Raw genomic sequence first — 24,129 nt, forward strand, 5'->3', positions numbered from 1 at the left:
TACGTGAGCGAAGCAACCTCCCCGAAAGACGACACTCAGCCCGCGCTCGATGCGCCCACTTCGACTGCCATAACCCCCGTGCGACGAGGGAATGGTCTGGCCGTGCTGGCCCTGTTCCTCGGCGCCGCGGGAGTGGCGGCGGGCGGCTGGGGCTTGTGGCAGATGCGCAGCTTGCAGGCTCATGACCAGCAGCAACTTGCGCAGTTGGAAGATGCCCGTGGCCAGACTCAGGCGCTGGCGCAGCGCGAGCAAGGCCTGGCTGCACGCCTGGCAGAGCTGCCATTGGCCGAGGAGTTGGAAGCCCGCCGGCGTCTGCTGGCCCAGTTGCAGGGTGATCAGCAGCACTTGAGTCAGCGCCTCGAAAGCGTGCTCGGTGCCAGCCGTCAGGATTGGCGTCTGGCCGAAGCCGAACACTTGCTGCGCCTGGCCAGTCTGCGCCTGTCGGCGCTGCAGGACATCAACAGCGCTAAGGCCCTGGTGCAGGGCGCCGATGACATTCTCCGCGATCAGGATGACCCCGCCGCCTTCGCGGCGCGTGAGCAACTGGCGAAGAGCTTGGTAGCCTTGCGTAGCCTGGCAGCCCTGGATCGCACTGGCCTGTTCCTGCAACTCGGCGCACTACGCGCTCAGGCCGCGCAACTGAGCGCGCTGGCGCCGATGTTTGCCAGCACTGGCGAGCAGCTCGGGCTGGCCGCCGAAGGCGATGGCAGCAGCCTTTGGGCGCAGTGGTGGGAGAAGATTTCACGCTACATCCGCATCGACTTCAATGCCGATCAGAATATCCGCCCGCTGCTGGCCGGTCAGGGCCTGACGCAGGTTCGTCTGGCGCTGACGCTGGCGCTGGAACAGGCGCAGTGGGCCGCGTTGAACGGTCAGCCAGAGGTGTATCAGCAGGCGCTGAAACAAGCGCGCAGTGTGCTGGAGAGTCACTTCAATCAGGACAACCCGGATAGCCAGGCCCTGCTCGCACGCCTCGACGAGCTGAACAGCCAGCCGGTGGCTGTCGAGATGCCGGATCTGACCCCTGCGCTGAGTGCAGTGCAAGCCTATCTGCAACAGCGCCAGGCGCCGGCAAAAGCCGCGCAGCAGCCCACGAGCAACGAGCTGGAGGAAGCCAGCCCATGAAGCGCCTGTTGTTGATTCTTCTCGTGCTCATCGCCGCGGCTGCGTTGCTTGGCTTGGCGATCGCCGAACACGCGGGCTATGTGCTGATCGCCTATAAGGGCTTTCGCTACGAGTCGAGCCTATGGGCTGCAGTGGCAGTGGTGGCGCTGCTCTGGCTGCTGGTTTACGGCGTGCGCTGGCTGTTCAGTCTGGTGTTTGTCTCGGGGGGAGTGGTTAATCCCTGGTCGCGGCGTAATCGTAATCGCCGCGTGCAGTTGGCGGCGGAACAGGGTTTGCTGGATCTTGCCGAAGGTCGCTGGGCTCGCGCCTTGCGGCACTTACAACGGGCCGCGGAAGGCGAGCGGCAGCCGCTGACCTATTACCTCGGCGCTGCTCGGGCGGCCAATGAACTGGGCCAGCATGAGGAAAGCGACTCGCTGCTGGAGCGGGCCCTGGAGCGCCAGCCGCAGGCCGAGCTGGCCATCGCGTTGGCACATGCCGAACTGCAGTTGGCGCGGGGGCAGGCAGATGCGGCACTGGAAACCTTGCAGGTTATGCGTGAGCGCCATCCTCATCATCGACAAGTGCTGCGCCAGTTGCAGCAGTTGCATCAGCAGCGTGGCGACTGGTCGGCATTGATTGCCTTGCTGCCGGAGTTGCGTAAGGACAAGGCGCTAGCGGAGTCCGAGTTGGTAGCACTCGAACAGCAAGCCTGGAGCGCTCGGCTTGCGACTGCCGGGCAGGATGGTTTGAACAGCGGTGAAACGGCGCTCCAGCCGCTGACACAGGCCTGGCAGCAGCTGTCCAAGGCGCAACGCGGTGAACCGCAGCTGATCGCCGTTTATGCCGAACAGCTGCGTGCATTAGGTGCCCAGGAAGAGGCCGAAGAGGTGTTGCGCACTGCATTGCAGCGCAACTATGACAGCCACCTGGCGAGCCTCTACGGTTTGGTGCGTGGTCGTGATCCGGCGCGCCAACTGCAAGCTGCCGAAAGTTGGCTGAAACAACAGCCCACTGATGCCGGCCTGCTGCTGAGTCTCGGCCGTCTATGCCTGCAGAACCACTTGTGGGGTAAGGCTCGGGAATACTTCGAGAGCAGCCTGAGCTTCGCGCGCAATCCGCAAGCTTGCGCGGAACTGGCCCGGTTGCTGGCTCAGCAGGGCGAGGTCGAACGTAGCAACCAGTTGTTCCAGGAAGGTCTCGGTCTGCTGGATCAGCGCTTGCCGCTCCTGCCATTGCCCAAGCCTGCGCGCGTCTGAGGCCTCGTAGGTTGGTGGTAGGTTAGTGCTGAGCAAAGCGATGCCCAACAAGGAGTCGCCTAGCGACTCCCTGTCTCGGTCCCACGCACAAACAAGCCCGGCCTTGCAGGCCGGTTGTTGGGCATCGCCTTCGGCTCAGCGCCAACCTACGGAATTGCGCATTGCCCGCATAGCATTCAAACACTTAAGTGAGGGGCATTAACTGACGCAGGGTGGCTTTCGTCGGATGGTTACCCTCACTCGTCTAGAGGCTTGGCTTGTAAGCCCCTGGCGCTTTCCACTACCGTAACGACCTTTCCCAGCCTCCTTTGGAGTCGTCATGCCGCTGGCCAGCCCGCGTTCGTTGTTTCTTCTCGCCTTTCTTGCTTGCGTCGCCCTGATGGGCGGAGCGCTGTATCTGGAACATGTGCTGGGGCTCGAGCCTTGTCCGCTGTGTATGGTACAGCGGGTCTTCGTGATCGCCTTTGGCTTGGCCTGCCTGCTGGCGGCGCTGCATGCACCGGCACGTGGCGGTCGGCGTGTCTACTCGGCAGTGGCCTTGCTGATGGCCGCGGGTGGTGCGGCCAGCGCCGGCCGGCAAGTCTGGTTGCAGAACGTGCCGGCGGAGCAACTGCCCGCGTGTCTGCCAGGCCTGGATTTTATGATGGAGTCGGGCTGGCCCATCCTGAAGATCATCGGCACGGTGCTGCACGGCACCGCCGATTGCGCCGAGGTCAGTTGGACGTTGTTTGGCATGAGCATTCCGGAGTGGAGCTTACTGGCCTTCGCCGGCATGCTTTTGTTCGCCGTGTTCCAATTGCTTCGGCGTGCTTGAGCCGGTGAGGGGTAATTGCGCTTGCGCGGTATTGCTCTCGAGCGGGCGCGTTATCCTGAAGCTATAGGTTTGCTCCGCGGTGTTGTTGGACTTGGGGTAATTCGGGTGGGTTTCTAGAAGCCAAGCCGTGTGCGGGGTTCCGATTAAACGCTCGTATGAAATTTTCTCCGTGAGTGCCTTGAAGGCTCTGCCGGGCGAGCTTAATCTGGCCTGCACGTGCCGCCGGAAATTTGCCGTTTCGGCGTTGCCTTCCCAAGACCAAGCACCGATTGACAAAAAACCGTCTCGGAGCAGACGTATAACAGCATTATCGATAAGGGAAGTGAGGTCATCATGCTCGAGAGCTGTCAGAACGCCCAAGAACGCTGGGGTGGGGTTCATCTGCTAATCGACCGTTGGTTGCAAGAACGCCATGAACTGGTGCGCACCTACGATGTTCTCAACGACAGTCCACAGCCGCCTGCCGCCAATGCGCTAGCCCTGCAGAGATTCTGTGAAGTGCTGGTCGACTATGTCTCGGCCGGGCACTTCGAGGTCTACGAACAACTGACCAGCGAGGCGAAAGCCTTCGGCGATCAGCGTGGGCTCGAATTGGCCAAGCAGATCTACCCTCGGATTGAAGCCATCACTGAGGTCGCGTTGTCGTTCAACGACCGTTTCGATAACGGCGACTGCCGTGACAGTGTGTCGCTGGGGGTTGAACTCAAGCGTCTCGGTCAGCTCTTGCACGAGCGCTTCGAGTTGGAAGATTGCCTGATCGAAGTCCTGCACAACGCGCATCAACAACAGACTGCTCCCACCGTCTGAGTTGGCTTTGGCGGAACCGCTGCTCAGTCGGCGGTTCCGAGCAACTCCAGTTCAAATACCAGTGGCGCATAGGGTGGGATCAGATCGCCCGCACCGTCGGCGCCATAGGCTTGGGCTGCCGGAATCACCAAGCGCCACTTCGTGCCGACGGGCATCTCTTGCAGCGCTGTACGCCACCCCGTGATCACGCTGTCCAGGCGGAACCACTGTGGTTCTGCGCTCTCGTCGAACACACTGCCATCGGCCAAGCGGCCGACATAAAGTACCTGCACTTTGCTGGTTGCCTTTGGCTTGCTGCCGTGTCCGCGCTGCAGCTCGATGCGCAGCACGCCGCCAGGCAATTCGCGCACGCCGGCTTTGGCTTTTTCATTGGCGAGAAAGCGCCTCTCTGCCGTGATCGCGCGTTCTGCGCTGGCCGGCGAGTCAGCCTGCTGTGCTTCATGCTCTGCGAGTATCTGTTCTATGCGTTTTTCCTCCAGTCGCAGCGGCTCGCTGCGATAGGCTTGGCGCAAGCCGTCGAGCAGTGCTTGGAGCTGTAAATCCGGCACTTCTTCACGCAGCCGTTCGCCCAGACGCACGCCGAGGCTATAGGCCAGATCGCGCTGATTTTCGCTGGCGTGGGCGAGGAGGGTGAACAGGCAAAACAGCAACACGAGGCAACGCGGCATGGGTGTTCTCCGGCCGAAGAGGTCGGCGATTATGCCAGCCATCGGTGTCAGCTGAATGGAGGAACTGGCGAGAGGCGAATCAGGGGTCTAGTATGGGCCGCACCTACGTTCGCCAGGAGGCGCGTTATGTCGGCCAATAAGAAGTCGGTTACTACTCCCTTGCATCTGCTGCAGCAGCTTTCTCAAAGCCTGCTCGAACATCTCGAAAGTGCTTGCTCCCAGGCGTTGGTCGATGCAGAAAAACTGCTGACCAAGCTGGAGAAACAACGCGGCAAAGCCCAAGAAAAACTGCACAACTCCCGCAGCAAATTGCAGGATGCCGCCACGGCCGGGAAGGTCAAGGCACAAGCCAAAGCCAAGGCGGCGGTTGCCGAGCTAGAAGAGTTGCTCGACAGCCTCAAGACCCGCCAAACCGAGACCCGTGGTTATATCGTCCAGCTCAAGCGCGACGCTCAGGAAAGCCTGAAACTGGCGCAGGGTGTTGGCAAAGTTAAGGAGGCGGCGAGCAAGGTTCTCAGCAGCCGTGCGGCTAAGCCAAAACCAGTTGCTGGCGCTAAGCCAGCGGCCAAACCGCTGGCGCGCACAGCCCCGGCTAAAGTTGCAGTCGCAAAAGCTCCGGCCATGGTTGCAAGCAAGCCCGCTGCGAAACCTGCGGCTAAAGCGTCGGCAAAACCGGTGGTCAAACCTGCGGCTAAACCAGCTGCCAAGCCGGCGGCGAAGAAGCCAGTCGCCGCTAGCAGTGCCAAGCCCGCCGCGAAGCCAGTTGCCGCCAAGGCCCCGGTGAAGACTGCGAGTAAGGTCGCGGCCAAACCGGCTGCGAAGCCCGCTGCTAAAGCCCCGGCAAAAGTTGCGGCTAAGCCAGCAACTAAACCTGTAGCGAAGAAGCCCGTCGTTGCTAGCGCCGCCAAGCCTGCAGCGGTCAAACCGGCTGCGGCAAAAGCGCCAGTGAAAGCTGCGAGCAAGCCAGTGGTGAAAGCCGCCACTCAGCCGGCAGTGAAAGCCGCGGCAAAACCTGCCGCCAAGCCAGCAGCAAAAAAACCGCCAGTGAAGTCTGCGGCAAAACCGGCTGTTGCTAAACCGGTTGTGGCAAAACCGACTGCGGCCAAACCTGCGGCGGCTAAGCCCGCCGTCGCCACGCCGGTAGCCGGTGCGACGCCGGTTAAGCCTGTCGCTCCAGCGGTACCGGCGGCACCAGCCGTAGCTGCAACCCCAGCCAGCAATGGCGGTAGTGCGCCGACCAGCGCGTCCTAAGCTTGGCTGGCCGCGACGCGCAGCACCTGCAGCGCGTCGCGGCCTTGCTCTGCAGCTTGCGCCGCGAGGCCGTTTAGCCAAGCCGGCAAGTCTTTGGCTTCACCCGTCGGCCAGGCCTGCGCCGCAGCCTCCAGCCTCAGCAGCAGTTGCTGTTCGGCTTCCAATTCCAAGCCCTTCACCTGTTCACGCAGCTTGGCCAGCGCGCTATCCATAGTGGCCGTTGCGCGCCAGCTTTGGCGCAATTGCCGCAGTGGCATTATCACCGTGCTTTGCCAGGGCTGAGCCAATGCCGTCAGCTGTTGCAGGCGCTCTACTGTGCAGCTCGCTTCGCGCTGGCCGAGCCAGGCACCGCAGAGCAGCAGACAGACATCCGCGCCTGCCTGTTGCAGCTGCAGGCAAGCCTGCTCGACTCCGGGGCGGGCGTAGACACGAATGGTAAAACTCCACAGGTCAGGGGGCATGGTGCTTTCCGGGCGATGCGTGGGCGAAGCTGATAAACTCCGCCGCCATTATGATTCGACTACAAAATCTCACTCTACAGCGTGGCCCGCAGCGTTTGTTAGAAGACGCCGAGCTGACCCTGCACGCCGGTCAAAAAGCCGGCCTGATTGGCGCTAACGGCGCCGGCAAGTCCAGTCTATTCGCCCTGCTGCGTGGCGAGTTGAGCCCGGACTCCGGCGATTGTCTGCTGCCAGCCGATTGGCGGATCGCTCACATGCGCCAAGAGGTCGACACCCTCGAGCGCGTGGGGGTGGACTACGTTCTGGATGGCGACATTCGCCTGCGCCAAGTGCAGCGTGACTTGGCCGCAGCCGAAGCCGCACATGATGGTGCCGCGCAAGCGCGCCTGCATGCGGAACTGGACAGTGCGGACGGCTACACCGCCGATGCGCGCGCGCGCAAGCTGCTGGCCGGCCTTGGCTTCAGCAACGAGCAGATGGATCGCCAGGTCGGTAGTTTTTCCGGTGGCTGGCGGATGCGCCTGAACCTGGCGCAAGCACTGATGTGCCCGTCGGACCTGTTACTGCTGGATGAACCGACCAACCACTTGGATCTCGATGCGATCTTGTGGCTGGAGGACTGGCTGAAAAGCTACCCCGGCACCTTGCTGCTGATCTCCCATGATCGGGATTTTCTCGATGCCGTGGTCGATCACATCGCGCATGTCGAGCAGCGTAAGCTGACGCTCTATCGCGGTGGCTACTCGGCTTTCGAGCGGGCCCGTGCCGAGCGCCTGGCGCAACAACAGCAAGCCTTCGACAAGCAGCAGGCGCAGCGCGCGCACATGGAGAAGTTCATCGCGCGCTTCAAGGCGCAAGCGACCAAGGCCCGTCAGGCGCAAAGCCGGATCAAGGCGTTGGAGCGGATGGAAGAGCTTTCCGCCGCCCACGTCGATTCGCCGTTCGATTTCACCTTCCGCGAGGCGGATAAAATTTCCAGCCCGCTGCTCGATCTGGCCGAAGGCCGCCTCGGCTATGGCGAGAAAACGGTCTTGGAGAAGGTCAAGCTGGGCTTGGCGCCCGGTGCGCGGATTGGTCTGCTTGGCCCCAACGGCGCGGGTAAATCGACCCTGATCAAGACCCTGGCCGGTGAGCTAGAGCCGCTCAGCGGTCGGCTGGTGCGTGGCGAGAATCTGGTGGTCGGCTATTTCGCCCAGCATCAATTGGATTCGCTCGACGATAAGGCCAGCCCGCTGCTGCACTTGCAACGCCTGGCGCCGACCGAGCGTGAGCAGACGCTGCGGGATTTTCTCGGTGGTTTCGATTTCCGCGGCCCGCGTTGCGATGAGCCGGTGCTGAATTTCTCCGGCGGTGAAAAGGCCCGGCTGGCCCTGGCTTTGATCGCTTGGGGCAAACCCAACCTGTTGCTGCTGGATGAACCGACCAACCACCTCGACTTGGAAATGCGCCTGGCACTGACCATGGCCTTGCAGGACTTTGCCGGTGCGGTGCTGGTGGTTTCCCACGACCGTCACCTGCTGAAAAGCACTACCGATGAGTTCCTGTTGGTCGCCGAAGGGCGCATCCAAGAATTCGAGGGCGACCTTGAAGACTACGCGCGCTGGCTGGTTGATTATCGTGCGCGTCAGGCTCCGGTCAGTTCGGCGGCACCGTCGGCGGACAAGACCGACAAGCGCGCTCAGCGCCAAGCCGCAGCGGCACTGCGCCAGCAATTGGCACCGCATAAGCGTGAGGCCGATAAGCTGGAGAAGGAGCTCGGTGTGCTGCATGAGCGGCTTGCCAACCTGGAAGCCCGCCTCGGCGATGCGGCGATCTACGAAGCGGCGCGCAAAGACGAGCTGCGGGACTTGCTCGCCGAGCAGGCCAAACTGAAAGTTCGCGAAAGTGAGCTGGAAGAGGCCTGGATGGCGGCGCTGGAACACTTGGAAAGCCTGGAACAACAGTTGGCCCAAGTCGATTAATCCTTACTTACCCCCCCTTTATTGAGGCATACACATGGAATGGCTAATGAGCCCGGAGATCTGGGTCGCTTTTCTGACCCTGACGGCTTTGGAAATCGTCCTCGGCATCGACAACATCATCTTCATTTCGATTCTGGTCAGTCGTCTGCCGGTGCATCAGCAAGCCAAGGCACGTTTCTTCGGCTTGGCCCTGGCGATGGGTACGCGGATTCTGCTTTTGCTGTCGATCACCTGGGTCATGCGCCTGACCAATGATCTGTTTACGGTAATGGAGCAGGGGATTTCCGGGCGTGACCTGATCCTGTTCTTCGGCGGCTTGTTCCTGTTGTTCAAGAGCACCGCGGAGATCTACCACGGCCTGGAAGGCGCCGAGGAAGCGCAGCAGGCGGGCGGCAAGGTCTATGGCTTCATGGGGATCATCACGCAAATCGCCATCATCGACATCATCTTCTCCCTCGACTCGGTGATCACCGCAGTCGGCCTGGTGCAGAACGTACCAGTGATGGTCGCAGCGATCGTAATTTCGGTCGGTGTGATGATGCTGGCCGCTGGCACCATCAGCGCTTACATCGACAAGCATCCGTCGCTGAAAATGCTCGCGCTGTCGTTCCTGATCGTGGTCGGTACCGTGCTGATCGCCGAGGCGTTCGAAGTGCATGTGCCGAAGGGTTACATCTACTTCGCCATGGCTTTCTCGCTGGCGGTGGAAGCGATCAATATCCGCATGCGCACTGGCAAAGCCAAGCAAATTGAGCCGGTACATCTGCGTAAGAACAGCCCGGACGCCTGATCTGCGGAGAATCTGACGACCACCCGCTCCGGCTCGCTAGGCAGCCGGAGCGGGGCGGCGTAAGGTAAACGCCTCATTCCAAACTTCCTGAGGTCAGCGCCATGCTGCTTGAGACCTGGCTCGCGTTTTTCATTGCTTGTTGGGTGATCAGCCTGTCGCCGGGTGCCGGCGCGATTGCCTCGATGTCTTGTGGCCTGCAATACGGCTTCTGGCGTGGCTACTGGAATGCCCTCGGCCTGCAATTGGGCTTGGCCTTGCAGATCGCCATCGTCGCAGCTGGCGTTGGCGCGATTCTCGCGACTTCGGCACTGGCCTTCAGCCTGATCAAGTGGTTCGGCGTTGTCTATCTGGTCTATCTGGCGTACCGGCAGTGGCAGGCGTTGCCCAGCGATCTGGCCAGTAACTCTGCAGAACGACCATTAGGCCGGCCACTGACCTTGGTGCTACGTGGCTTTTTGGTCAACGTCAGCAACCCCAAGGCGGTGGTGTTCATGTTGGCGGTGCTGCCGCAATTCATCGACCCGCATTCGCCACTGCTGGCTCAATACCTGACCATGGGCGTGACGATGATCACGGTCGACCTGATTGTCATGGCCGGTTACACCGGTTTGGCCGCAAGGGTCCTGCGTTTGCTGCGTACGCCGCGCCAGCAGCGGCTGATGAATCGGACCTTCGCCACTTTGTTCGTCGGCGCCGCGGCGCTCTTGGCTACTGTGCGTCGGGCGGCGACCTGAGTCACCGGTAGGCGTCGCAGCACGGCGGCGCCAGGCCTTAGGTCGTTGCAAAGCACTTTACGGGTGCTTCACCGCAGCACTTTCCCGCGGAAGTCCAGCATTCACGCTGCCTAGCTATTGCCGGTTGATCCCGTCCGAGAGTCCTTGCCTGTGGTAAATCGCTGGCTGCGGCCTGGGTTCATGCAACCACTGGTGATCTCAAGCCGCACATCAACTCTTGAGTGAGAACGTTAGGGAGGCAACAATGCCACCCATTCTTATTCGGGATTGAATTATGTTCGCATCTCCCCGCTTGCTGCTCTGGCTGCTCCCGCTGCTGGCTTTGTTCAGCCTGAATGCCCTGGCCGACCCGGTCGAGGGGGCGGCACAAGCGCTGCATCTGCTCGACTATATCGGCGCCGACTACCCGGCGACGGTGAACGCCGGTCAGGTGATCGATGAGGCGGAATACCGCGAGCAGCTGGAATTTCTGGGCGTGCTGCAGGGGCTGATCGTGGCCCTGCCGGCCCGTGCCGAGCGTGCGGAACTGGAACAGGGCGTGGTTGGCCTACGTCAGGCCATCGCCCAGCACCAGGACGGTACTGCCGTGGCGCGGCAGGCACGGCAGATCGGCGCACAACTTGCGGTGGCCTATGAAGTCAGCCAGGCGCCGGTGATCACCCCGGATCCGGCCCGGGGGGCGCCGCTGTATGCCCAGCATTGCGCTGTCTGTCACGGCGACAGTGGGGTCGGTGATGGCCCCGCCGGGATTGGCCTGGAGCCGCCTCCGGCGAATCTGCGCGACCCAGCGCGGCTGGATCGCCTGAGCCTGTACGACCTGTTCAATACCCTCGGGCTGGGTATCGAGGGCACCGATATGCCGGCCTTCGCCGATCAGTTGGATGAGCGGCAGCGCTGGGACCTGGCGGTCTATATCGCCGGATTCAGCGCAGACGCCGGGGTGCCCAAGGACAAGACCTTCAACCTGGCAGAGTTGGCTCGACAGACCCCTGGTGAGGTCAGCAGTGCACAAGGCGAGGCCGCCGCGGCAATCTTCCGCGCCCAGCGCGCGCAGCCACCCCTGGTGCAGCGCGGGCCGAAACAACTGCTCGACTACACTCGCGCCACGCTGGAGCAGAGCCTGGCGGCCTATCGGGATGGCGAGCGTGATCAGGCCTATGACCTGTCAGTGGCTGCCTACCTGGAAGGCTTCGAGCTGGTGGAGAGCTCGCTGAACAATATCGATGCCGAGGTGCGCAAAGACACCGAAAAGGCGCTGATGGCTTACCGGCAGTCACTGCAGGATGGCCTGCCGCTGGCGCAGGCGGCGCAACGCCTGGAGTTGGCCAAGGGCAAATTGCAGGAGTCGGCAAAATTGCTCGGCGGCGATGGTCTGAGTCAGTCGCTCAGCTTTGTCTCCAGCCTGTTGATCCTGCTGCGTGAGGGCTTGGAAGCGATTCTGGTGCTGGCGGCGGTGCTGGCCTTTTTGCGCAACACCGGGCAGCAATCGGCGCTGCGTAGCGTGCATATCGGCTGGAGCCTTGCGTTGCTCGCCGGACTGCTGACCTGGGGCGCGGCGGCGTATTTGCTCGACGTCAGCGGGGCCCAGCGGGAGTTGTTGGAAGGCGCCACGGCACTGTTCGCCAGTGTCATGGTGCTGTGGCTCGGGGTGTGGATGCACGACCGCCGGCATGCCGCAGCCTGGCAGGATTACATCAAGAGCAGCCTGGTCGGCGGCGGTGGCCGCTTCGGTTTCGCCGTGCTGGCGTTCTTCTCGGTGTACCGGGAGTTGTTCGAAGTCATCCTATTCTACGAAACCCTCTGGTTGCAGGCCGGCCCTGCCGGCCATGGCGCGGTGCTGGCGGGTGCCGCCACGGCAACCGTGCTGCTGGTCGGTCTGGCCTGGGTGATTCTGCGTGGCTCTGCGCGCCTGCCATTGGGAATCTTCTTCGGCATCAACGCCGCTCTGCTGTGCGCGCTCTCGGTGGTCTTCGCCGGGCATGGCGTGAAAGCCTTGCAGGAAGCCGGGGTGTTCGGCATCCACCCGGTGCCGTTCTTCGACTTCGATTGGTTGGGCATTCACGCCGATGCTTACTCGTTGCTGGCGCAAGCTATCGCCTTGTTGGCCATCGCCGTGCTGTTCGGCCGCAGCCGCTTGGCCGAACGTCGCCGGATCAGCGCCAGCTGAGGCGGAGCGGGCGAGCAGTGGCATATTGCTCGCCCGTTTTCGCAAGCGCTCTTAGGTTCTTTACGAAAAGTGCCTGCGCATCGATGATGCTGCGTTAAAAGCAGGCTCAGCCGACCGTTAGGGAGAACGTCCGAAGGACGGCCCGTAGGGCGAGCGAAGCGAGTCATGCTTACTTACAGCGCGTAAACTGCGCTTCTTCGCCTGTTTTGACTCGCTGGCGCTCGCCCTTCGGGCCAGCCTGCGGCTGTTACTCCGCTTCGCTGCGTTGCGCCTTGCCTGATCTTCGCTCGACGACTTTTCGTACAGAACCTAGGATATTCCCCCATGCGAGTCTGGATCGACGCGGATGCCTGCCCGAAGGCCGCCAAGGATCAATTGATCAAGTTCGCGTTGAAGCGCCGGTTTGAGGTGCTGCTGGTGGCTGGGCAGAGCCAGATCAAGCCGGCTTTCGCCTGTGTGCGCCTGATTGTGGTGCCGAGCGGTCCGGATGCTGCCGATGATTACCTGGTCGAACATGCGCTACCTGGCGAGTTGGTGATCTGCAGCGATGTGCCGCTGGCCGATCGGCTGATCAAAAAAGGCGTGGCGGCGCTCGATCCGCGAGGGCGTGAGTTCGACGCAGGGAATATGGGCGAGCGCCTGGCGGTGCGTAATCTGTTCACCGATTTGCGTGAACAAGGCCAGGTCGGTGGCGGCCCGGCGCCATATGGCGAGCGAGAGAAGCAGGCCTTCGCCAATGCGCTGGATCGCATCCTGACCCGCCTGGCACGTCAGGCCAGGCAGTGAGGCGGCCGCGCTTTGCGCGTGATCCAACCAGACCTGCAGCTCGGCCAAGGGTAATGGCCGGCTAAACAGATAGCCTTGGATGAGGTCGCACTGGTTGTCCCGCAGGAAGTCCAGTTGGGCCGGCGTCTCCACTCCTTCGGCGACCACTTTCAGTTGCAGCTTGTGGGCCATGGCAATGATCGCCGCGGTGATTGCCGCCGCCGAGGGTGCAGGCGCCAATCCAGCGCCACGCCTCACGGCCGAGCAGGCTGCGGCTGGCACTGACCCGGTTAGCCATGGCCGAGGCGGTAAAGCCGGCAGCGCTGGCAACCAAATAGGCAAGCAAGACCAGGGTTGGGTTGTGGCTGCAGTCGAGTAGGACAGTCTGGTCGGCGGGTAGATCGGCAATAAACTGCAGCAGGGGCATCGCAAACTCCGACCAGGGTGGTCTGCCTCATGTGCTGCCTGGTCTTGTGGTGCTGGCAGTGTGCTAGCGGCCGCGGTTTAGGCGCCGCGGTCAGACAAAACCAAGCCCGCCGAGTAGAGACTCTTCACTGCTTAGGCCGTGCTTAACCGCACAGGTAGGTGCCGGTACCGACCGCCACCAGAGTGCCGTCGTCGGCATGCAGCTCTGAACGTACCACCGCGACTTTATTGCCAGAACGCAGCAGCACGGCCTGCGCGGTGAAGTGTTGGCCGCGTCCGGGGCGCAGATAGTCGATGCGCAAGTCGATGGTGCCGAGCTTGGACAGCCGTGCCATGCGCTCGGCGCTGGGCAATTGCTGATGGCGCTCGAAGGCGCCGATCAGTGCCATGGCTCCACCGGCGACATCCAACAGCGAGGCGATCACGCCGCCGTGCAGAATGCCGTGGACAAAGTTGCCGATCAGCTCTGCTTTCATCGGTAGATACATCACCACCCGCTCGGGCGACAGTTCGCCGAGTTGGATGCCGAGCACCTGGTTGAAGGGAATGCGCTGAAAAAAGCTGCTCACCGCCTGCTGCAGTTCTGCGGAGAGTTCGAAGGGCTGCTCGGGCATGTCGATTCTGCGTCGGTGGGATTGGCTTCGCACGCTGAGGCAAGCACGCCGGCTTGGCCAGAGGCGCGGCGCGAGTGCCGCGAATATTGGCCGGATCGGCCTGCTTCGGGGTTTATGTAGGGTGGGTTGGGCCAAAGGCCGTAACCCCACCACCGGGCGTCACCGGATGGCGGCGCCTCTCTGCACCGATGGTGGGTTACACCGCTGCGCGGCTAACCTACCCTACGCTCAGCTCTGTGGAACGGTCAGCTCGAGTACGCGGTCGACCAGCTTGTTGATGCCGGAGGCGGCCTCGCTGATCGATTGCGCGAGCATATATGCCGGGGTGCTCACCAGTTTGTGCTGGGTGTCTTCGATGATCTCGCCGACCGTGCACTCCGCATGCTGCGCGCCCATCTCACTCAGCACCGCGGCGGTGTCGGCATCGTTGCCGATGGTGCAAGTCACGCCGAAGCCATAGATTTTCGCAGCCAGCGCCGGGGCGATGCAGATCAGCCCCACCGGCTTTTGGGCGGCGGCAAATGCTTTGGCCAGCGCCAGCACGTCTGGCTGCACGCTGCAGTGGGCACCCTTGCTGGCGAAGTCGGAGAGGTTCTTCGCCGCGCCGAAGCCGCCGGGCAGAATCAACGCATCGAAGTCTTCGGCCCTGGCTTCGCGCACGTCCTTGATCTGGCCACGGGCGATCCGCGCGGCTTCTACCAGCACGTTGCGCGACTCAGGCATTTCCTCACCGCTGAGGTGGTTGATCACATGGTGCTGGGCGATGTTCGGTGCAAAGCACTGCACCTGGGCGCCACGTTGGTCGAGGCGCAACAGGGTGATCACGCTCTCGTAGACTTCGGCGCCGTCATAGACACCGCAGCCGGAGAGGATTACAGCAACTTTTTTGTGCATGGCGACTCCTCGTCACTCGATGGGCTGGTGGCCAAGGTTCTCACGCAGGAAGTTCCTGGCTGGGCATCCTTGGCTCGCTGAGGTTGGTAAATACTTAGAACGCTGCTTGGGTCGAATAAGTGATCGGCGTTGCCGTATTGCAGCACCTGCACCGTGGCGAAGGAGTTTGCGCATGCTGTCGTCAAATGCCGCTCAGGTTGTCACGCCACGCCCGCAGAAGAGTACGGGGCTTGGGCTAGGATCCTCTGCAACAATCCTAGCCTTCGGCCAGGCATAACGATACGGGTGAGCCATGAATTACGTTCTTTACGCCGTGCCCTTTTTTATCCTGCTGATCGCGCTGGAGCTGCTCGCCGATCGCTGGCGCGGAGTCAGTACCTACCGCCTCGCCGACTCGATCAACAGCCTCAGCGCCGGAGTGCTGTCGACCACCAGCGGCCTGCTGACCAAAGGCCTCGGTCTGCTCACCTACAGTTTCGCCTGGCAGCATTGGGGGCTGGTCGAGTTGTCGGCGCAGAGCCTCTGGGTCTGGCTGTTCGCCTTCGTCTTTTACGACTTCTGCTACTACTGGAACCATCGACTCGGCCACGAGCGCAATGTGCTCTGGGCGGCGCACTCGGTGCACCACCAGAGCGAGGACTACAACCTCTCCACCGCACTGCGCCAGACCAGCAGCGGCTTTATCTTCGGCTGGATCTTCTATCTGCCGATGGCGCTGCTCGGGGTGCCGCCGCTGGTTTTCCTTACTGTGGCGGCGCTGAACCTGCTTTATCAATTTTGGGTGCATACCCGCCATGTGCCCAAGTTGGGCTGGTTCGAATGGATCTTCATTACGCCCTCCAACCATCGCGTGCACCACGCGCAAAACGCCGTGTACATGGATCGCAACTACGGCGGCGTGTTCATTCTTTGGGACCGGCTGTTCGCTACCTTTCAGGAGGAGTTGGACGATGAGCCGGTAATCTTCGGGGTGACTACGCCACTGGCCAGCTGGAACCCGCTGTGGGCCAACCTGCAATTTTATGTCCAGCTGTGGCGCGATGCCGTGCGTGCGGAGTCGCGCTGGGACCAGCTGCGTATCTGGTTTATGCGCACCGGCTGGCGTCCGGCCGATGTCGCGGCGAAATACCCGCAGAACAAGCTGGAGCTGGCGCAGTTCGTCAAGTTCGAGGTGCCGCTGAGCGGTGCCCAGAAGCTCTACGTCGCGCTGCAATTCGTGCTCTATGTGGGCGCCGGTAGCTACCTGCTGGCGCTGGGCGAGAGTCAGGCGCTGCGCGTGCTGTTGCTCAGCTCGGCCTGGATGGCGTTCGGTCTGTATGTACTGGGCGTCTGGCTGGAGAACCGCCCGGCGGCGATTTGGCTGGAAGCCCTGCGTCTGGCGCTGAACTTGCCGGCGCTGTGGCTGGCGCAGCAGGCGGGTTTATTGCCGATCGGGCTGTTGGCCTGGAGTCTGCTGGGCGGCTACAGCCTGCTTAGCGTGCTGGCCCTGGTGCGCCTGCCGCGGCCGAGCCAGAGGGCCGTGCCGGCCTGATCAGATCTTCGGCGTCTTCAGCCATCGGCGCAGCCAGAGGGCTGCGCCGAGCAGTATCAAGCCGCCGAGCACCCACAGCTCGTAGCGTTTGATATTCCCGAGCATCCCCTCCAGCACAGAGCCGAAGTGGAAGGCCGCATAGCCCAGCGCGGCCGCCCAGACCGCCGCACCGATGCCGTTCAGCAGCAGATAGCGCAATGGCGGGTAGCCGGACAGACCGATGGCTACCGGCATCACGGTGCGCATGCCATAGACGAAGCGAAAGCTCAGCACCCAGATATCCGGGTGGCGCTGAATGTAGCTCAGGGCCTTGACACCCATCAGTTGCAAGCGTGGCTTGCGGGCGAGAAATCTGCGCCCGTGTTTGCGGCCGAGGAAGTACCAGAGTTGGTCGCCGGCATAGCTACCGAAAAAGGCCGTGGCAACCACCGCGTTGATGTCCATATAACCGCGGAACGCGAGAAAGCCGGCCAAAACCAGGATGGTTTCGCCTTCGAAAAAGGTGCCAAGAAACAAGGCGAAGTAGCCGAAATCCTGCAGGAATTGTTGGAGCATTTTCAGCGTTTGCGGCGAAATGAACGCGCAGCCTAACCCGCCTGGGCGTCAGGGGAAAGCGTGGCGATGGCTCTCGACGTGATTCGTCTGGGCGCTGAGAATATCTGCGGCGTGCCGTCGCACGGGCGCCCTGGCTGTCATTCTTTAGTCATAATGGCGGCCTATAACTGTCACACTCGCCCGTCTGCGCGGGCTCTGGAGTCTGCCGTGAGCTTTACCCCCGCCAATCGTCTGTTCCCCGCTACCCGCCTACGGCGTAATCGCCGTGACGACTTTTCCCGGCGCCTGGTGCGGGAAAATGTCCTGACGGTCGACGATCTGATCCTGCCGGTATTCGTGCTGGACGGCGACAATCGTCGTGAAGCCGTTCCCTCTATGCCCGGTGTCGAACGCCTGTCGATTGACCTGCTGCTGCAAGAGGCGCAGGCCTGGGTCGCCTTGGGCATTCCGGCGCTGGCGCTGTTCCCGGTGACGCCGCTGGAGAAGAAGTCCCTGGATGGCAGCGAGGCCTGGAACCCGGATGGTATTGCCCAGCGTGCCATCCGTGCGCTGCGTGAGCGTTTTCCGGAGCTGGGGGTGATCAGCGACGTGGCGCTCGACCCGTTCACCACCCATGGCCAGGACGGCATCCTCGATGAGCAGGGCTATGTGCAGAATGACATCACCGTCGATGCGCTGGTCCGGCAGGCCCTCTCGCATGCCGCGGCGGGCGCGCAGGTGGTTGCGCCGTCGGACATGATGGATGGGCGCATTCAGGCCATTCGCGAAGCGCTGGAGCTGGCTGACCACACCAACGTGCGGATCATGGCTTACTCGGCCAAATACGCCAGCGCCTATTACGGGCCGTTCCGCGATGCAGTGGGCTCGGCAGCCAATCTCGGTAAGGGCAACAAGGCCACTTATCAAATGGACCCGGCCAACGGCAACGAAGCCTTGCACGAAGTCGCCGCCGATTTGGCCGAAGGCGCGGATATGGTCATGGTCAAACCAGGCATGCCCTACTTGGACATCCTCTGGCGGGTCAAAGAGGAATTCCGCGTGCCAACCTTTGTCTATCAGGTGAGCGGCGAGTACGCCATGCACATGGCGGCGATCGAGAACGGCTGGCTGAGTGAGGCGGTGATTCTGGAGTCCCTCACCGCCTTCAAACGTGCCGGCGCCGATGGCATCCTCAGCTATTTCGCCATCCGTGCGGCAGAACTGTTAAAACGGGGGCAATAAGCCCCCTGGGAAGACGTGATGAATACCGAAGGACTCAGCAGTACTGAATTGCTTGAAGCGCAACCTCTAGAGGAGCTGGCCCTAGTGGAACCGGTGGCGATAATCCTGCCGTCGGTGGAGCTGTTGCCGGAGCCGATTCCTGCGCCAGCACCGATCAGCGTGCCGAGCCTGGATGACAGCAGCCTGTACATCCACCGCGAGCTGTCGCAGCTGAAATTCAATATCCGCGTGCTGGAACAGGCGCTGGATGAGTCCTATCCGTTGCTGGAACGGCTGAAGTTTCTGCTGATCTTCTCCAGCAACCTGGATGAGTTCTTCGAAATTCGCGTCGCCGGTCTGAAGAAGCAGATCACCTTCGCCCGTGAGCAGGCCGGTGCCGACGGCTTGCAGCCGCACCAGGTGCTGGCGCGGATCAGCGAGCTGGTGCATGAGCAGGTCGGCCGCCAGTACGCCATTCTGAATGACGTGCTGTTTCCCGAGCTGGCCAAGCACCACATCAACTTCATTCGCCGCCGACATTGGACGGCCAAGCTCAAGGCCTGGGTACGCCGCTATTTCCGCGATGAAATCGCGCCGATCATTACGCCGATCGGCCTCGACCCAACCCATCCGTTCCCGCTGCTGGTGAACAAGAGCCTGAACTTTATCGTCGAACTGGAAGGGGTGGATGCCTTCGGTCGCGACTCCGGTCTGGCGATCATTCCGGCACCGCGCCTGCTGCCGCGGGTGATCAAGGTGCCCGAGGAGGTCGGTGGGGCCGGCGATAACCACGTGTTCTTGTCCTCGATGATCCATGCGCATGCCGACGATCTGTTCCAGGGCATGAAGGTCAAGGGCTGCTACCAGTTCCGTCTGACCCGCAACGCCGATCTGTCGGTGGATACCGAGGATGTCGAAGACCTGGCCCGCGCCCTACGCGGCGAGCTGTTCTCGCGCCGCTATGGTGATGCGGTACGCCTGGAAGTGGCCGATACCTGTCCGAAGCACCTGTCCGATTACCTGCTCAAACAGTTCACCCTGAGCGAGAGTGAGTTGTATCGGGTCAATGGCCCGGTCAACCTGACGCGGTTGTTCAGCATCACCGGTTTGGCCAGTCACCCGGAGCTGCAATACACGCCGTTCACCCCGGTGATCCCCAAGCTGCTGCAGAACAGCGACAACCTGTTCAACGTGGTCAGCAAGCAGGACATCCTCCTGCTGCACCCCTTCGAGTCCTTTACCCCGGTGGTCGACTTGCTCCGCCAGGCGGCGAAAGATCCGCAGGTGCTGGCGGTCAAGCAGACGCTGTACCGTAGCGGCGCCAATTCCGAGATCGTCGACGCTCTGGTGGACGCGGCGCGCAACGGCAAGGAAGTCACCGCGGTGATCGAGTTACGCGCGCGCTTTGACGAAGAGTCCAACCTGCAACTGGCCAGCCGCCTGCAAGCGGCGGGGGCGGTGGTGATTTATGGGGTGGTCGGCTTCAAGACCCACGCCAAGATGATGCTGATCCTGCGGCGTGAGAATGGCGAGATCGTCCGTTACGCCCACCTCGGCACCGGCAACTATCACGCCGGCAATGCCCGCCTGTATACCGACTACAGCCTGATCACCTCGGATGATGCACTCTGCGAAGATGTCTCCAAGCTGTTCAGCCAACTGATCGGCATGGGCAAGACGTTGCGCATGAAGAAGCTGCTGCATGCGCCCTTCACCCTGAAGAAATCCTTGCTCGACATGATCGCGCGGGAAACGCAGTTGGCCAGCGAGGGCAAGTCCGCGCACATCATGGCCAAGTTCAACTCGTTGACCGACCCGAAAATCATCCGTGCGCTGTACAAGGCGAGCCAGTCCGGGGTGCGGATCGACCTGGTGGTGCGCGGCATGTGCTGCCTGCGTCCGGGCATTCCGGGGGTGTCGCACAACATTCATGTGCGCTCGATCATCGGACGCTTCCTCGAGCACACGCGGGTCTTCTACTTCCTTAACGACGGCGACGAGAAGATTTACCTCTCCAGTGCCGACTGGATGGAGCGCAACCTGGACAAGAGGGTCGAGACCTGTTTCCCGGTGGAAGGCAGGAAGCTGATCCTGCGGGTGAAGAAGGAACTGGAGTCCTACCTGACCGACAACACCCAGAGCTGGGTGCTGCAGCCCGACGGGCGCTACCTGAGGGTGAGCCCGACCGGCAATCAGAACGCGCGCAATGCGCAGGCGGGTCTGCTGGAGAGGCTGACCAACCTGCCGCTCAGCATACGCTGAGGCTGAGGCCGATGCGCTTCAGCCATTCGGCCTCCAGCTCAAAGTCGGCCTGAGTCAATGGGTTGGCGGCCAGCCAGCCCTCGGGGAACAGCACATCCAGGCTCTGCGCCCCGGCCTGTAACTGCACCTGCGGCATTTCTTGAGAGCCGCGGATGTGGTGGATGAGGATGGCGAAGCGCAGCAGTACGCATAAGCGCAGCAGTTTGATGCCTTCGTCGCCGAACTCGGCGAACCTGTCCTTGGGGATGTTGCGTCGGTGGCCACGCACCAGTAGCGCAAGCATTAGTTGATCTTCGCGGGAGAAGCCAGCCAGATCCGAGTGCTCGATCAGGTAGGCGCCGTGCTTGTGGTATTGGTAGTGGGCGATGTCCAGGCCTACCTCATGCACCTTGCTCGCCCAGCTCAGCAGCTCGCGGTGCCAGTCGTCGTCGAGCTCCCAGGCCTCGGCCACGTCCTCCAGCGCTTGCAGCGCCTTGTCTTCGACCCGTAACGCCTGCTCCAGATCGACGTGGTAGCGCTCCATCAGCGCGCTGAGGGTGCGTTCACGGACGTCCTCGTGGTGATGGCGGCCGAGCAGGTCATACAACACACCTTCGCGCAGCGCGCCTTCGGAGTGATGCATGCGCTGCAGTTCCAGGGCATCGAAGATGGCTTCGAGGATCGCCAGGCCGGCCGGGAAGATGGCCCGGCGATCCGGTTTGATGCCGTCCATCTCCAGCTTGTCCACCTCACCGAGTTTGAGCACCTTGCGCTTGAGCCAGGCGAGGCCCTCGGCATTCACTTCGCCGCTGCCAAGGCCGCCGGCTTTGATCGCCAGACCGACGGCGCGAATAGTGCCCGAGGCGCCTACCGATTCCTGCCAGCTGAGGCGGTGCAAGCCGTGCTCGATCCCCATCAGTTCCAGACGCGCTGCGGTATAGGCTTGGGCATAGCGCGCCGGGGTGATCTTGCCATCACGGAAATAGCGCTGGGTGTAGCTCACGCAGCCCATCTGCAGGCTTTCGCGCAGCAATGGCTCGAAGCGCTGGCCGATGATGAACTCGGTACTGCCGCCGCCGATATCCGCCACCAGGCGTTTGCCGGGGGTGTCGGCGAGGGTGTGCGAGACACCCAGGTAAATCAGGCGGGCCTCTTCGCGGCCGGAGATGACTTCCACGGGGTGGCCGAGGATTTCTTCCGCGCGGCGGATAAACGCCGTGCGGTTGCGCGCCTCGCGCAGGGCGTTGGTGCCGACGACCCGCACGGCGCCTGGCGGCAAGCCGTTAATCAGTTGCGCAAAGCGGCGCAGGCAATCGAGGCCGCGCTGCATCGACTCTTCGTTGAGCTCGCGCTGCTCATCGATGCCGGCAGCCAACTGAACCTTTTCACCGAGCCGCTCAAGAATGCGGATTTCACCGTGATCGACTTTAGCTAGAACGATATGGAAGCTGTTCGAGCCGAGGTCGATGGCGGCGATCATTGAGAAGTGCTTGGCTGGCGTTAGCGGCATGGTCTGGGAATCTCGATGCTTGAGCGCGTCATCCTGCCACGATAGGGCTGCCACGCCAACGCGGAGCATGGCACGAGGCAGTCGGTTGGCGATGACTGGTGGTCTGTGGCTGGGTTAATGGCTATTTCTTTATAGGCTTTTGCCGGGGTGGTGCGGCTTGCTGAAGCGGCTGCTGGCGAGCATTCTTATCAAGGTTTTAAATTATGCAGGGCGCTGCGCGGTCGGGGTGTTGCTGCGTTCAGGGCGGGAGTGGCGGCAGCCGTTAAATGGCCTCGCAACCTTGGATCGATCAGCTTTTGCATCGCGCGCCATAGCAAAGCTCAATCGGCCGCTGCTTTCGGTCACTGCAAAGCCGGGCTATGATGGCGGCCACTTTTATGCTTCCGACCACGGAGAGTTTCCATGAGCGAATTCATCACCCACGTCAGCGACGCCAGCTTTGATCAGGACGTGCTCCAGGCTGATGGCCCGGTGCTGGTCGATTATTGGGCTGAGTGGTGCGGCCCGTGCAAAATGATTGCCCCGGTACTGGACGAAATCGCCCAGACCTACCAAGGCAAACTGAAAGTCTGCAAGCTGAATATTGACGAAAACCAAGACACCCCGCCGAAGTACGGCGTGCGTGGCATCCCGACCCTGATGCTGTTCAAGAACGGCAACGTCGAGGCCACCAAGGTCGGCGCCCTGTCCAAATCGCAGCTGGCCGCCTTCCTCGACAGCAATATCTAAGCTGCTGTCAGGAAATCTGAGCCTTTGTTAAAAAGCCCCGCACATTGCGGGGCTTTTTTCATGGCGCGAGACTAGACGCTCCTCTTAGCCGGTGGTACATTCGGCCTCGTAACGGCTCCTCCGTTGCTCTCTGCAAGCCGTCGCCGACGCACTCCTACTCGAATACTTTCGATAAACAAGCAGGCGATCCTGTCGCCTTCTCCGCGGCGCGGCCTCTTAAGCTAAACGCTTATTCCCCCTCCTTCACGACTACGTCATTCCTATATGAATCTGACTGAACTCAAGCAAAAGCCGATTACCGAACTGCTGGAAACGGCCGAACAGATGGGCATAGAAAATATGGCCCGTTCGCGCAAGCAGGATGTGATTTTCTCCCTGTTGAAAAAGCACGCGAAAAGCGGCGAGGAAATTTCCGGTGATGGCGTGCTGGAGATTCTCCAGGACGGCTTCGGCTTCCTCCGTTCCGCGGACGCCTCGTACCTGGCTGGTCCGGACGACATCTACGTCTCGCCGAGCCAGATCCGCCGCTTCAACCTGCGCACCGGCGACACCATTGTCGGCAAGATTCGCCCGCCGAAAGAAGGCGAGCGCTACTTCGCTCTGCTTAAGGTCGACACGATCAACTACGATCGCCCGGAGAACGCGAAGAACAAGATCCTGTTCGAGAACCTGACCCCGCTGTTCCCCAACCAGCGCATGAAAATGGAAGCCGGTAATGGCTCCACCGAAGACCTCACCGCCCGGGTGATCGACCTCTGCGCACCGATCGGCAAGGGTCAGCGCGGCCTGATCGTATCACCGCCGAAAGCCGGCAAGACGATCATGCTGCAGAACATCGCGGCGAACATCACGCGCAATAACCCGGAAGTGCATCTGATCGTGCTGTTGATCGATGAGCGCCCGGAAGAAGTGACCGAAATGCAGCGCACCGTGCGCGGCGAAGTGGTGGCGTCCACCTTCGACGAACCGCCGACCCGCCACGTGCAGGTCGCCGAGATGGTGATCGAGAAGGCCAAACGCCTGGTCGAGCACAAGAAGGACGTGGTCATTCTGCTCGACTCCATCACCCGTCTGGCGCGCGCCTACAACACCGTGATCCCGAGCTCCGGCAAGGTCCTTACTGGTGGTGTCGACGCCCACGCGCTGGAGAAACCGAAACGCTTCTTCGGCGCCGCCCGCAATATCGAAGAAGGCGGCTCGCTGACCATCCTCGCCACTGCGCTGGTGGAAACCGGCTCGAAGATGGACGAAGTGATCTACGAAGAGTTCAAGGGCACCGGCAACATGGAGCTGCCGCTGGATCGTCGCATCGCCGAGAAGCGTGTGTTCCCGGCCATCAACATCAACCGCTCCGGCACCCGCCGCGAAGAGTTGCTGACGGCCGAGGACGAGCTGCAGCGCATGTGGATTCTGCGCAAGCTGCTGCACCCGATGGACGAGATCGCCGCCATCGAGTTCCTGCTCGACAAGCTCAAGCAGAGCAAGACCAACGATGAATTCTTCCAGTCGATGAAGCGCAAGTAAGCGCTGGAAGTTTTGCGAAAGCCGGGGTAACCCGGCTTTTTGCTACCTGCGTATCTGCTCTGCAAGTAGATACGCTCTTCTGAGTGATCGGGTTCGGCGCTAAACTTTGCGCCCGACTTGCACG

23 protein-coding genes and 1 pseudogene are annotated in these 24,129 nt (G+C 61.8%); 17 read left to right on the forward strand and 7 right to left on the reverse strand.

The annotated features are described in order from the left end of the window. Nucleotides 1–3 precede the first annotated feature (3 nt). The 4 genes from D3879_RS06725 (at nucleotide 4) to rsd (ending at nucleotide 3,984) form a co-directional block, all read left to right on the forward strand. On the forward strand, nucleotides 4–1,125 hold the full coding sequence (locus D3879_RS06725; protein ID WP_119953287.1) for a uroporphyrinogen-III C-methyltransferase: 1,122 nt from the start codon (nucleotides 4–6) through the stop codon (nucleotides 1,123–1,125). Further along, nucleotides 1,122–2,363, forward strand: a complete 1,242-nt coding sequence (locus tag D3879_RS06730; RefSeq protein WP_119953288.1) for a heme biosynthesis HemY N-terminal domain-containing protein — start codon at nucleotides 1,122–1,124, stop codon at nucleotides 2,361–2,363. The genes D3879_RS06725 and D3879_RS06730 overlap by 4 nt, the downstream gene beginning before the upstream one ends. A 319-nt stretch (nucleotides 2,364–2,682) precedes the next feature. Then, nucleotides 2,683–3,177, forward strand: a complete 495-nt coding sequence (locus D3879_RS06735) for a disulfide bond formation protein B (RefSeq protein WP_119953289.1) — start codon at nucleotides 2,683–2,685, stop codon at nucleotides 3,175–3,177. Between the two features lie 333 nt (nucleotides 3,178–3,510). Then, nucleotides 3,511–3,984, forward strand: a complete 474-nt coding sequence (gene rsd, locus D3879_RS06740; RefSeq protein WP_119953290.1) for a sigma D regulator — start codon at nucleotides 3,511–3,513, stop codon at nucleotides 3,982–3,984. A 23-nt stretch (nucleotides 3,985–4,007) separates the two neighbouring features. On the opposite strand, the gene D3879_RS06745 is transcribed toward rsd, so the two are convergent. Then, the gene (locus D3879_RS06745) at nucleotides 4,008–4,652 is read right to left on the reverse strand and encodes an FKBP-type peptidyl-prolyl cis-trans isomerase (protein ID WP_119953291.1); all 645 of its coding nucleotides are present in this window, start codon (nucleotides 4,650–4,652) and stop codon (nucleotides 4,008–4,010) included. A gap of 126 nt (nucleotides 4,653–4,778) precedes the next feature. Here D3879_RS06745 and D3879_RS06750 point away from each other — a divergent pair, with 126 nt between their 5' ends. After that, nucleotides 4,779–5,903, forward strand: coding sequence for an AlgP family protein (locus tag D3879_RS06750; protein ID WP_119953292.1), 1,125 nt, complete (start codon nucleotides 4,779–4,781; stop codon nucleotides 5,901–5,903). Here D3879_RS06750 and D3879_RS06755 read toward each other — a convergent pair. Then, nucleotides 5,900–6,364 carry a TIGR02444 family protein gene (locus D3879_RS06755; protein ID WP_119953293.1) on the reverse strand — a complete coding sequence of 155 codons (465 nt, stop codon included), beginning with the start codon at nucleotides 6,362–6,364 and terminating at the stop codon, nucleotides 5,900–5,902. The two genes, D3879_RS06750 and D3879_RS06755, sit on opposite strands and share 4 nt — an antisense overlap. A gap of 50 nt (nucleotides 6,365–6,414) precedes the next feature. Here D3879_RS06755 and D3879_RS06760 point away from each other — a divergent pair, with 50 nt between their 5' ends. The 5 genes from D3879_RS06760 to D3879_RS06780 all read left to right on the forward strand — a co-directional run bounded on the left by D3879_RS06760 (nucleotide 6,415) and on the right by D3879_RS06780 (nucleotide 12,802). Next, a complete protein-coding gene (locus D3879_RS06760) occupies nucleotides 6,415–8,325 on the forward strand; it encodes an ATP-binding cassette domain-containing protein (protein ID WP_119953294.1) in 1,911 nt (636 codons plus the stop codon). 34 nt (nucleotides 8,326–8,359) lie between these two features. Continuing rightward, nucleotides 8,360–9,115 (forward strand): TerC family protein, encoded by a 756-nt coding sequence (locus tag D3879_RS06765; RefSeq protein WP_119953295.1) that lies wholly within the window; start codon nucleotides 8,360–8,362, stop codon nucleotides 9,113–9,115. Nucleotides 9,116–9,216: 101 nt separating this feature from the next. Further along, nucleotides 9,217–9,849 (forward strand): LysE family transporter, encoded by a 633-nt coding sequence (locus tag D3879_RS06770; protein WP_119953296.1) that lies wholly within the window; start codon nucleotides 9,217–9,219, stop codon nucleotides 9,847–9,849. Between the two features lie 274 nt (nucleotides 9,850–10,123). Beyond that, a complete protein-coding gene (locus D3879_RS06775) occupies nucleotides 10,124–12,016 on the forward strand; it encodes an FTR1 family protein (RefSeq protein ID WP_119953297.1) in 1,893 nt (630 codons plus the stop codon). 324 nt (nucleotides 12,017–12,340) lie between these two features. Continuing rightward, complete coding sequence (locus D3879_RS06780; protein WP_119953298.1) at nucleotides 12,341–12,802, forward strand: YaiI/YqxD family protein; 462 nt, start codon at nucleotides 12,341–12,343, stop codon at nucleotides 12,800–12,802. A 24-nt stretch (nucleotides 12,803–12,826) separates the two neighbouring features. Here the strand turns inward: D3879_RS06780 and D3879_RS06785 are convergent. Further along, nucleotides 12,827–13,009 (reverse strand): annotated as a pseudogene (locus D3879_RS06785) (EAL domain-containing protein); the annotation flags it as partial. Between D3879_RS06785 and D3879_RS26655 the strand changes: the two are divergent. Continuing rightward, a complete protein-coding gene (locus D3879_RS26655) occupies nucleotides 12,972–13,160 on the forward strand; it encodes a hypothetical protein (protein WP_119953299.1) in 189 nt (62 codons plus the stop codon). The pseudogene D3879_RS06785 and the gene D3879_RS26655 overlap by 38 nt on opposite strands. Nucleotides 13,161–13,350: 190 nt before the next feature. On the opposite strand, the gene D3879_RS06795 is transcribed toward D3879_RS26655, so the two are convergent. Continuing rightward, complete coding sequence (locus D3879_RS06795; protein ID WP_119953300.1) at nucleotides 13,351–13,821, reverse strand: thioesterase family protein; 471 nt, start codon at nucleotides 13,819–13,821, stop codon at nucleotides 13,351–13,353. 228 nt (nucleotides 13,822–14,049) lie between these two features. Next, nucleotides 14,050–14,715, reverse strand: coding sequence for an isoprenoid biosynthesis glyoxalase ElbB (elbB, locus tag D3879_RS06800; RefSeq protein WP_119953301.1), 666 nt, complete (start codon nucleotides 14,713–14,715; stop codon nucleotides 14,050–14,052). A 292-nt stretch (nucleotides 14,716–15,007) separates the two neighbouring features. Here elbB and D3879_RS06805 point away from each other — a divergent pair, with 292 nt between their 5' ends. Continuing rightward, nucleotides 15,008–16,246 (forward strand): sterol desaturase family protein, encoded by a 1,239-nt coding sequence (locus D3879_RS06805; RefSeq protein ID WP_119953302.1) that lies wholly within the window; start codon nucleotides 15,008–15,010, stop codon nucleotides 16,244–16,246. On the opposite strand, the gene D3879_RS06810 is transcribed toward D3879_RS06805, so the two are convergent. Next, nucleotides 16,247–16,801: a DedA family protein gene (locus D3879_RS06810; RefSeq protein ID WP_119953303.1), complete on the reverse strand. Its 555-nt coding sequence runs from the start codon at nucleotides 16,799–16,801 to the stop codon at nucleotides 16,247–16,249. It lies immediately after the preceding gene. A gap of 207 nt (nucleotides 16,802–17,008) precedes the next feature. Here D3879_RS06810 and hemB point away from each other — a divergent pair, with 207 nt between their 5' ends. Next, nucleotides 17,009–18,022, forward strand: coding sequence for a porphobilinogen synthase (gene hemB / locus D3879_RS06815; RefSeq protein WP_119953304.1), 1,014 nt, complete (start codon nucleotides 17,009–17,011; stop codon nucleotides 18,020–18,022). An 18-nt stretch (nucleotides 18,023–18,040) separates the two neighbouring features. After that, nucleotides 18,041–20,263, forward strand: coding sequence for a polyphosphate kinase 1 (gene ppk1, locus D3879_RS06820; protein WP_119953305.1), 2,223 nt, complete (start codon nucleotides 18,041–18,043; stop codon nucleotides 20,261–20,263). Here ppk1 and ppx read toward each other — a convergent pair. After that, nucleotides 20,250–21,752 carry an exopolyphosphatase gene (gene ppx, locus D3879_RS06825; RefSeq protein WP_119953306.1) on the reverse strand — a complete coding sequence of 501 codons (1,503 nt, stop codon included), beginning with the start codon at nucleotides 21,750–21,752 and terminating at the stop codon, nucleotides 20,250–20,252. The two genes, ppk1 and ppx, sit on opposite strands and share 14 nt — an antisense overlap. A 157-nt stretch (nucleotides 21,753–21,909) precedes the next feature. Between ppx and D3879_RS26265 the strand changes: the two genes are divergently transcribed. From D3879_RS26265 to rho, 3 genes are all read left to right on the forward strand, one after another. Beyond that, nucleotides 21,910–22,158 (forward strand): hypothetical protein, encoded by a 249-nt coding sequence (locus D3879_RS26265; RefSeq protein ID WP_147411111.1) that lies wholly within the window; start codon nucleotides 21,910–21,912, stop codon nucleotides 22,156–22,158. Continuing rightward, nucleotides 22,155–22,481: a thioredoxin TrxA gene (gene trxA / locus D3879_RS06830; protein WP_119953307.1), complete on the forward strand. Its 327-nt coding sequence runs from the start codon at nucleotides 22,155–22,157 to the stop codon at nucleotides 22,479–22,481. Before D3879_RS26265 ends, trxA begins: the two co-directional genes overlap by 4 nt. 264 nt (nucleotides 22,482–22,745) lie before the next feature. Then, nucleotides 22,746–24,005 carry a transcription termination factor Rho gene (gene rho / locus D3879_RS06835; RefSeq protein ID WP_119953308.1) on the forward strand — a complete coding sequence of 420 codons (1,260 nt, stop codon included), beginning with the start codon at nucleotides 22,746–22,748 and terminating at the stop codon, nucleotides 24,003–24,005. Nucleotides 24,006–24,129 lie beyond the last annotated feature (124 nt).

Origin of the sequence: Pseudomonas cavernicola, assembly GCF_003596405.1 — a bacterium.
GTDB classification, from domain to species: domain Bacteria; phylum Pseudomonadota; class Gammaproteobacteria; order Pseudomonadales; family Pseudomonadaceae; genus Aquipseudomonas; species Aquipseudomonas cavernicola.